Annotated in this window: 8 protein-coding genes and 1 tRNA gene; 6 read left to right on the top strand and 3 right to left on the bottom strand. The window is 33.4% G+C overall.

Features of this window, described 5'->3' with window-relative positions; genetic code table 11:
* The 4 genes from ACIQ2I_RS06705 to ACIQ2I_RS06690 all read left to right on the top strand — a co-directional run.
* On the top strand, window positions 1–508 hold a 508-nt coding region (locus tag ACIQ2I_RS06705), incomplete at its 5' end, for a ferrochelatase (protein WP_396181659.1).
* Window positions 509–514: 6 nt separating this feature from the next.
* Window positions 515–1,054 (top strand): CopD family protein, encoded by a 540-nt coding sequence (locus tag ACIQ2I_RS06700; RefSeq protein ID WP_396181658.1) that lies wholly within the window; start codon window positions 515–517, stop codon window positions 1,052–1,054.
* A gap of 49 nt (window positions 1,055–1,103) precedes the next feature.
* Window positions 1,104–2,516, top strand: coding sequence for a sensor histidine kinase (locus tag ACIQ2I_RS06695; protein ID WP_396181657.1), 1,413 nt, complete (start codon window positions 1,104–1,106; stop codon window positions 2,514–2,516).
* 4 nt (window positions 2,517–2,520) lie between these two features.
* Entirely contained in the window at window positions 2,521–3,297 is a 777-nt protein-coding gene (locus tag ACIQ2I_RS06690; RefSeq protein ID WP_396181656.1) for an enoyl-CoA hydratase/isomerase family protein, read from the top strand.
* 73 nt (window positions 3,298–3,370) lie between these two features.
* Here ACIQ2I_RS06690 and ACIQ2I_RS06685 read toward each other — a convergent pair whose 3' ends face one another.
* Together ACIQ2I_RS06685 and ACIQ2I_RS06680 are read right to left on the bottom strand one after the other, a co-directional pair.
* Entirely contained in the window at window positions 3,371–3,976 is a 606-nt protein-coding gene (locus ACIQ2I_RS06685) for a 50S ribosomal protein L25/general stress protein Ctc (protein WP_396181655.1), read from the bottom strand.
* Window positions 3,977–4,051: 75 nt separating this feature from the next.
* A complete protein-coding gene (locus ACIQ2I_RS06680; RefSeq protein WP_396181654.1) occupies window positions 4,052–4,993 on the bottom strand; it encodes a ribose-phosphate pyrophosphokinase in 942 nt (313 codons plus the stop codon).
* A gap of 186 nt (window positions 4,994–5,179) precedes the next feature.
* Here ACIQ2I_RS06680 and ACIQ2I_RS06675 point away from each other — a divergent pair.
* Window positions 5,180–5,259, top strand: a tRNA-Leu gene (locus tag ACIQ2I_RS06675).
* 160 nt (window positions 5,260–5,419) lie between these two features.
* On the top strand, window positions 5,420–7,021 hold the full coding sequence (locus ACIQ2I_RS06670) for a peptide chain release factor 3 (RefSeq protein WP_396181653.1): 1,602 nt from the start codon (window positions 5,420–5,422) through the stop codon (window positions 7,019–7,021).
* Window positions 7,022–7,086: 65 nt separating this feature from the next.
* Here the strand turns inward: ACIQ2I_RS06670 and ACIQ2I_RS06665 are convergent.
* Window positions 7,087–7,285 (bottom strand): OmpA family protein (locus tag ACIQ2I_RS06665; protein WP_396181652.1); only part of this gene is annotated, 199 nt, incomplete at its 5' end.

The following is a 7,285-nucleotide window of genomic DNA, read 5'->3' as shown; positions in this document are numbered from 1 at the left end:
AAAAAAGCATTTAGAAGGATTTGAATACGATCATTTGTTGTTTTCTTATCATGGTGTCCCAAAACGTCATATTCGCAAAACTGATATAACCAAATCGCATTGTAAAATGGACAGAACTTGTTGCAATACGCCTTCGCCAGCGCATGAATTTTGTTATAGCCATCAATGTTATGAAACGACCAAACAAGTGGTAAAAGCATTAGGAATTCCGGAAGGAAAATACAGTCAAACTTTTCAATCACGATTGGCTGGTGACAAATGGCTTACACCTTACACAGACGTTGAAGTGAATAAAATGCCAGAAAAAGGTATTAAGAAATTAGCTGTTGTAACCCCTGCTTTTGTGGCAGATTGTTTAGAAACTTTGGAAGAAATTGCCATGGAAGCTAAGGAAGAATTTTTACATCACGGTGGTGAAGAGTTTATGGCTGTTCCTTGTATGAATGACGAAGACGAATGGTGTGGCGTTGTAGCGAAATGGATTGAAGAGTTTAAAAATAGTAAATAGTAATATATGTACGAATACATAAAATCCTTACACTTAATCTTTGTAATCACATGGTTTGCAGGGCTTTTTTATATTGTTCGTTTGTTTGTATACCAAATTGAAGCTAACGAAATGCCCTCGCCAGAAAAGGAAATTTTACAAAAGCAGTACAAAATAATGACGTATCGTTTGTGGTATATTATTACTTGGCCAAGTGCTGTATTGGCTACAATTTTTGCGGTTTGGTTGCTAATTTTGATGCCCGCATGGTTACAAATGCCTTGGATGCATGTAAAATTAGGTTTTGTGGTTTTGCTATTTATCTATCATTTTAAATGTCAAAAAATATATACCGAATTAAAAAACAACCAAGTAAAATACACTTCCAACTTTATGCGATTATGGAACGAAGGAGCCACAATAATTTTGTTTGCCGTGGTTTTTTTAGTAATTTTAAAAAATGCAATCAATTGGATTTATGGTGTAATTGGAATTGTATTATTTTCGGTATTAATTATGTTAGGTTTTAAATTCTATAAAAGAATCAGAAATAAAAAAAGTGATTAAGTTTTTTAAAATACACACGCTCTCGTTACGACGTAGAATATTTTTGTCAATGTTGTTTTTAACAACGGTTTCAATGGTATTAATTACAGTTGTTTCTTTAATTCACTTCAGATACGAAGCCAAAGAATATCATGAAGAACGTTTGTCTCGCAAAGAAAATGCGATAAAAGAACATATAGAATACATTTTACAAACTACGCAATACCCGCTCAAAACTGCAAATATTCCTACTATTTTTAAAACTAGAATTCTTGAATTATCTGATATTCATAGTCTAGAAGTTAATTTTTTTGATTTAAACGGAAAATTATTATTGTCTTCCAATTCAAAAATTAATACCAATAAAAAACCAAAAATACCTGCAGAGATTCTATTTAACTTAGGAAAATCTTCAAAAAAAAGAATTGTAATTACTAAAACTAAGGAAAATGAAACGTATTTAAAATCTTCTTTTAGTTACATAAAAGACACGAGTTTTAAAAACCTCGCCATTATTAATATTCCTTATGAAGAAAATAGCGATTTTTATAATCAAGAAGCGGAAAATTTCTTAACCCGATACGCGCAAGTTTTCTTTATTATGTTTATTATTTCTATATTAATATCCTATTTATTATCTAGTAATATTACAAAATCGATTTCTCAAATTTCGGAAAAACTAGGCATTACACAATTAAATGAACGCAACCAAAAACTAAAACTTCAACCGGGAAATCAAGAAATTAATGGGTTAATTTTGGCCTATAACAACATGGTGGATACTTTAGAAGAAAGCGCTCAAAAATTAGCACAAAGTGAAAGAGAACATGCATGGCGCGAAATGGCAAAACAAGTAGCGCATGAAATTAAAAACCCGCTGACACCGATGCGATTAACCATTCAGAATTTTCAGAGAAAATTTGATCCGAACGACCCAAATAGTAGTCAAAAACTTGAAGATTTTTCTGAAACACTTATTCAACAAATTGATACCATGACCACTGTAGCAAGTGCGTTTTCAAATTTTGCCAATATGCCCACCCAACAAAATGAAAGATTAAACATTGTTCAAGTTTGTAAAACGGCTTTAGAAATTTTTAATGAAGATTATGTTGATTTTAAGACTTCGGCAAATGAAATTTTTACTTCTTTTGACAGAACACAATTAACAAGAATTGTAACAAATTTGGTAAAAAATGCCATTCAATCAATACCTGAAAACCAAGAAATAAAATCGGTTGTAGTTGAAATTTTAAAAGAAGATGCTGGTTTTGTTTTAAAGATTTCGGATAACGGAATTGGAATTTCAACTGAGAACGCAGCTCATATTTTCGAACCAAAATTTACCACTAAAAATTCAGGAATGGGATTGGGATTGGCTATTATTAAAAAAATTATTGAAAATTATAACGGAAGCATCACTTTTGAATCCGAGGAAGAAAAAGGAACGCTTTTTACTGTAAAATTACCTATAAAAGACTAAAAAAATGGAAAATATTTTAATTGAAAAACAAGACAATTTTGCTATTGTAACTATTAACAGACCCACAAAATTAAACGCTTTAAACAAAGCTACAATTGAAGAATTACATACCGCATTTAGCGATTTAAATACCGACAGCAGTACGAAAGTGATTATATTAACTGGTAGTGGCGAAAAAGCGTTTGTTGCTGGAGCAGACATTTCTGAATTTGCAGATTTTTCGGCAACTGAAGGCGCTCAATTGGCAGCAAAAGGGCAAGAATTATTATTTGATTTTGTACAAAATTTACCAACGCCAGTTATAGCTGCAGTAAACGGTTTTGCGCTAGGCGGCGGATTAGAACTAGCCATGAGTTGTCATTTCAGAATTGCCTCATCCAATGCAAAAATGGGATTACCCGAAGTCACTTTAGGCGTCATTCCAGGATATGGAGGTACACAACGATTGACGCAATTAATCGGGAAAGGCAGAGCCATGGAATTAATTATGACCGCCAACATGATTGATGCGGAAACTGCAAAATCGTACGGTTTAGTTAATCACGTAGTACCGCAAGAAGAGTTACTAGATTTAGCTAAAACTTTGGCTGCAAAAATAAGTCAAAATTCGAGTGTGGCAATAGCAAAAGCAATTGAAGCCATAAATGCCAACTTTGAAGATGGTGTTAATGGGTTTGAGGTAGAAATTAAAAACTTTGGCGCTTGTTTTGCCACAGCAGATTTTAAAGAAGGTACTACCGCATTTTTAGAAAAAAGAAAAGCGGCTTTTGTAGGAAAATAAAACAAGTCTAAATTTAATTTAATAAAAAAATCCCGAGCATTGCTCGGGATTTTTACTTGTATAGAAAATTGAATTATTTTTTCTTTTTTCCGCCTTTTTCTGCTTTTGCTGCTTCTTGAGCCGCTTTCATAGCCGCACGAGAAATTCTTACTTGACAAACAACTGTGTTGTCTGGGTGTAAAATTTTGTAAGCTGTGGCAGCTAATTTAGTAACATACATTTTGTTACCCATTTCTAATTCAGAAATATCAGCAATAATAGAATCTGGTAAGTTAGCAGGTAAAGCTCTCACTTTTAATTTACGTTGATTTAAACGTAAAACCCCTCCTAATAAAACTCCTGGAGATGTTCCAGTAATTTTAACAGGTACTTCCATTGTGATTTCTTTTGAAGCTTCTAATTGATAAAAATCAACATGTAAAATTTTGTCAGAAACTGGGTGAAATTGAATATCTTGTAAGATACCATCAAATTTCTTTCCACCTTCTAATTCAATTACTACAGTGTGCGCTTCTGGAGTGTAAACTAAACCTTTAAATGCTCTTTCTTCAGCACTAAAATGTACTGGATTTTCCCCTCCGTAAATAACGCAAGGAACCATTCCAGCATTACGTAAGGCTTTAGTAGCTACTTTGCCCACGCTTTCTCTTTGTGATCCTTTGATCGTAATTGATTTCATTTGAAATAAATTAAAATTAATAAAAAATAATTGGTTAGTAGTTTAAAGGAATGAACATCTTCAAACCGACTAACTTTACATTAAAAACTTCCCACTTATGGAAGTATTGTTTTGAACCATTTGCATTACTTCTGCAAATAACGGCGCACAGCTCACTACTTTTATTTTCTTAGATTCTTTCTTTAACGGAATAGAATCTGTAACGATTAACTCTTCTAATTTTGAGTTTTCAATTTTTTCATACGCATCACCAGATAAAATGGCGTGTGTACAAATGGCTCTTACACTCAAAGCGCCTTTTTCAATCATCACATCAGCGGCTTTTGCTAATGTTCCACCAGTATCTATCATGTCATCTACTAAAATAACATGTCTGCCTCTTACTTCACCAATCAATTCCATAGTGTCAATTACATTGGCCACTTTTCTTTGCTTATAGCAAATAACCACATCCGACTTTAAAAATTTCGAATAGGCATACGCTCTTTTGGAGCCACCCATATCAGGTGATGCAATAGTTAAATTCTCTAAACCTAAACTTCTTACATAAGGTAAAAAGATAGTGGAAGCAAACAGGTGATCTACTGGTTTTTCAAAGAACCCTTGAATTTGATCTGCATGTAAATCCATGGTCATAATTCGGGTAGCTCCTGCTGTTTCTAATAATTTGGCCACCAATTTTGCCCCAATCGGTACTCTTGGTTTATCTTTTCTGTCTTGTCTTGCCCAACCAAAATACGGAATTACAGCTGTTATATGTCTGGCAGAGGCTCTTTTAGCCGCGTCTATCATTAATAGCAATTCCATTAAATTATCTGCACTCGGAAATGTAGAACACACTAAAAATACACGAAGTCCTCTTATCGATTCTTCAAAAGACGGTTGAAATTCACCATCACTGTATTTTGAAAATGTTACTTTACCTAGGGACACACCATATCTACTGGCAATTTCTTCTGCTAGGTACACACTTTGAGAACACGCAAATATTTTTGCTTCAGGCTCTTTGTATGACATTTTAATTAATTGTTTTGTAGTTAGATTGTTGTTACGTTGTGCAATTTGGGTGCAAAGTTAGTAATTAAATCGAACTCTGAAAGTAAAATTTTAAGTATTTTTACAATGGAATTAGAAACTTTAGTTATATTTGCACTCACTTTAAAAAGCCATAATGTAAATAATCATTTATTTTTGCTTTTCAATGCCCGGATGGCGGAATTGGTAGACGCGCACGACTCAAACTCGTGTTCCTTGGAGTGTGGGTTCGATTCCCACTCCGGGTACAAAAAAATCCTTAATTAGCTTTATTGTTAATTAAGGATTTTTTATTTGAGTTTAAAACTTATTCTTTTTGCATCAAACTTTAAATACGAATTCAGAATTAAATTTTAACACTATGAAAAATAGTATTAAAAATAGTATTTTTGCGAAAAATTAATACACATGAGTTTCGAAAAAGAAATTGCCCGAAGAAGAACTTTTGGAATCATCTCGCATCCAGATGCTGGTAAAACTACGTTAACAGAAAAACTTTTGCTTTTTGGAGGTGCAATTCAAGAAGCTGGTGCCGTAAAAAGCAATAAAATAAAAAAAGGCGCTACTTCCGATTTCATGGAAATTGAACGTCAGCGTGGAATTTCGGTTTCTACTTCCGTATTGGCTTTCAATTATAAAGAAAAAAAAATAAATATTTTAGATACGCCTGGTCATAAGGATTTTGCTGAAGATACATTCAGAACACTAACTGCTGTAGATAGCGTGATTGTTGTGGTTGACGTAGCAAAAGGTGTAGAAGAGCAAACCGAAAAATTAGTGGAAGTTTGTAGAATGAGAAGCATTCCCATGATTGTTTTTATTAATAAACTGGATCGTGAAGGGAAAGATGCGTTTGACTTAATGGACGAAGTGGAACAAAAACTAGGTTTGCATGTTACGCCCCTGAGTTTTCCAATTGGTATGGGTTATGATTTTCAAGGAATTTATAATATTTGGGAGAAAAACATTAATTTATTTGAAGGAGATAGCCGAAAAAATATTGAAGAAACCATAGCTTTTTCAGATATCCAAAGCACTGAACTAGAAAAAATTATTGGCGAAAAACCCGCGACTAAACTTCGCGAAGAATTAGAATTAATTACCGAAGTGTATCCCGCTTTTAATAGAGAAGATTATTTATCAGGAAAATTACAACCTGTATTTTTTGGCTCTGCATTAAATAATTTTGGTGTTCGTGAATTATTAGACTGTTTTATCAATATTGCTCCTACGCCAAGAGCTAAAGAATCGGATACCCGATTGGTACAACCTGATGAAAAAAAATTAAGCGGTTTTGTATTTAAAATTCATGCCAATATGGATCCAAAACACCGAGACAGATTGGCATTTATAAAAATTGTGTCTGGAACTTTCGAAAGAAACAAACCTTACCTTCATGTTCGACAAGGGAAAAACATGAAATTTAGTAGTCCAAATGCGTTTTTTGCTGAAAAAAAAGAAATTGTAGATATTTCTTATCCTGGAGATATTGTAGGACTTCACGATACTGGAAATTTTAAAATTGGCGATACACTTACGGAAGGTGAATTGATGAATTTTAAAGGAATTCCTAGTTTTTCTCCAGAACATTTTAGATATATTAACAATGCCGATCCCTTAAAAGCGAAGCAATTAGAAAAAGGCGTCGATCAATTGATGGATGAAGGTGTGGCGCAATTATTTACTATTGAAATGAACGGAAGAAAAGTAATTGGAACCGTAGGTGCATTACAATATGAAGTAATTCAGTATCGTTTAGAACATGAATATGGTGCAAAATGCACTTATGAAAACTTTCCAGCGTATAAAGCATGTTGGGTGCTCCCAGATGATCCAAAAAACGAAGAATTCAAAGAATTTAAACGTGTAAAACAGAAGTTTTTAGGACATGATAAACACGGCCAATTGGTGTTTTTAGCAGATAGTGAATTTTCTATTCAAATGACCCATCAAAAATACCCAAGTGTTAAATTATATTACACTTCAGATTATCATAAAAACGAAAACTAAACCATTAAAAAAAGCGCCTCGGTTGAGGCGCTTTTTGTTTTATTAAATAGTTTGTTGTTCTTAATTTACTTTTTGATAATTAAGAATTCACTTCTTCTGTTTTGTGCGTGCTCTTCTTCTGTACATGCTGTGCAGGGAACTTTTGGTTGGGTTTCTCCCATGCCGCTACCTGTGATTCTTTCTTTTGAAATGCCTTTCGATACGATATACTGCACTGTTGCTTTGGCTCTTCTGTCTGAAAGTCTTAAGTTGTAACTGTCCGAT

This window comes from Flavobacterium sp. (assembly GCF_044368995.1).
In the GTDB taxonomy this organism is placed as follows: domain Bacteria; phylum Bacteroidota; class Bacteroidia; order Flavobacteriales; family Flavobacteriaceae; genus Flavobacterium.
Note: the sequence above shows the minus strand (reverse complement) of the source record. Positions and strands in the feature narration are given on the sequence as shown.

Coding starts and splice junctions, on each gene's coding strand:
- ACIQ2I_RS06700 (WP_396181658.1), top strand. CDS start 515: ATGTACGAATACATAAAATCCTTACACTTAATCTTTGTAATCACATGG.
- ACIQ2I_RS06690 (WP_396181656.1), top strand. CDS start 2,521: ATGGAAAATATTTTAATTGAAAAACAAGACAATTTTGCTATTGTAACT.
- ACIQ2I_RS06695 (WP_396181657.1), top strand. CDS start 1,104: ATGTTGTTTTTAACAACGGTTTCAATGGTATTAATTACAGTTGTTTCT.
- ACIQ2I_RS06680 (WP_396181654.1), bottom strand. CDS start 4,993: ATGTCATACAAAGAGCCTGAAGCAAAAATATTTGCGTGTTCTCAAAGT.
- ACIQ2I_RS06685 (WP_396181655.1), bottom strand. CDS start 3,976: ATGAAATCAATTACGATCAAAGGATCACAAAGAGAAAGCGTGGGCAAA.
- ACIQ2I_RS06670 (WP_396181653.1), top strand. CDS start 5,420: ATGAGTTTCGAAAAAGAAATTGCCCGAAGAAGAACTTTTGGAATCATC.